At 57.0% G+C, this 1833-nt stretch carries 1 rRNA gene (running past one end of the window); it reads left to right on the top strand.

What is annotated here, in order from left to right:
- Window positions 1-1832 (top strand): 23S ribosomal RNA (locus ACZ3IJ_RS36130); it begins 1379 nt to the left of the window's first position.
- Window position 1833: the final 1 nt, after the last annotated feature.

The following is a 1833-nucleotide window of genomic DNA, read 5'->3' on the forward strand; positions in this document are numbered from 1 at the left end:
CCGCTGTGATGGGTAGGGGAGCGTCGTGTGCCGGGTGAAGCAGCCGCGGAAGCGAGTTGTGGACGGTTCACGAGTGAGAATGCAGGCATGAGTAGCGATACACACGTGAGAAACGTGTGCGCCGATTGACTAAGGGTTCCTGGGTCAAGCTGATCTGCCCAGGGTAAGTCGGGACCTAAGGCGAGGCCGACAGGCGTAGTCGATGGACAACCGGTTGATATTCCGGTACCCGCTTTGAAACGCCCAATATCGAGCCCATTAATGCTAAGCCCGTGAAGCCGTTCCGGACCCTTCGGGGAAAGGAAAGTGGTGGAGCCGGCGAACCAAGGTGGTAGTAGGTAAGCGATGGGGTGACGCAGGAAGGTAGTCCAGCCCGGGCGGTGGTTGTCCCGGGGTAAGGGTGTAGGGCGCTGTCTAGGCAAATCCGGACAGCACATAGCCTGAGACCTGATGCCGAGCCGATTGTGGTGAAGTGGATGATCCTATGCTGTCGAGAAAAGCCTCTAGCGAGTTTCATGGCGGCCCGTACCCTAAACCGACTCAGGTGGTCAGGTAGAGAATACCGAGGCGTTCGGGTGAACTATGGTTAAGGAACTCGGCAAAATGCCCCCGTAACTTCGGGAGAAGGGGGGCCATCACTGGTGATCGGATTTACTCCGTGAGCTGGGGGTGGCCGCAGAGACCAGCGAGAAGCGACTGTTTACTAAAAACACAGGTCCGTGCGAAGCCGTAAGGCGATGTATACGGACTGACGCCTGCCCGGTGCTGGAACGTTAAGGGGACCGGTTAGTGACCTTTCGGGGTTGCGAAGCTGAGAACTTAAGCGCCAGTAAACGGCGGTGGTAACTATAACCATCCTAAGGTAGCGAAATTCCTTGTCGGGTAAGTTCCGACCTGCACGAATGGCGTAACGACTTCTCGACTGTCTCAACCATAGGCCCGGTGAAATTGCACTACGAGTAAAGATGCTCGTTTCGCGCAGCAGGACGGAAAGACCCCGGGACCTTTACTACAGTTTGATATTGGTGTTCGGTTCGGCTTGTGTAGGATAGGTGGGAGACTTTGAAGCCGTGACGCCAGTCATGGTGGAGTCGCCGTTGAAATACCACTCTGGTCGTGCTGGATGTCTAACCTCGGTCCGTGATCCGGATCAGGGACAGTGTCTGATGGGTAGTTTAACTGGGGCGGTTGCCTCCCAAAGGGTAACGGAGGCGCCCAAAGGTTCCCTCAGCCTGGTTGGCAATCAGGTGTTGAGTGTAAGTGCACAAGGGAGCTTGACTGTGAGACCGACGGGTCGAGCAGGGACGAAAGTCGGGACTAGTGATCCGGCGGTGGCTTGTGGAAGCGCCGTCGCTCAACGGATAAAAGGTACCCCGGGGATAACAGGCTGATCTTCCCCAAGAGTCCATATCGACGGGATGGTTTGGCACCTCGATGTCGGCTCGTCGCATCCTGGGGCTGGAGTCGGTCCCAAGGGTTGGGCTGTTCGCCCATTAAAGCGGTACGCGAGCTGGGTTTAGAACGTCGTGAGACAGTTCGGTCCCTATCCGCTGCGCGCGTAGGAATATTGAGAAGGGCTGTCCCTAGTACGAGAGGACCGGGACGGACGAACCTCTGGTGTGCCAGTTGTCCTGCCAAGGGCATGGCTGGTTGGCTACGTTCGGGAGGGATAACCGCTGAAAGCATCTAAGCGGGAAGCCTGCTTCGAGATGAGTATTCCCACCTCCTTGAGAGGGTAAGGCTCCCAGTAGACGACTGGGTTGATAGGCCGGATGTGGAAGCCCAGTAATGGGTGGAGCTGACCGGTACTAATAGGCCGAGGGCTTGTCCTCA

The organism is Streptomyces sp. NPDC013317, assembly GCF_055563155.1.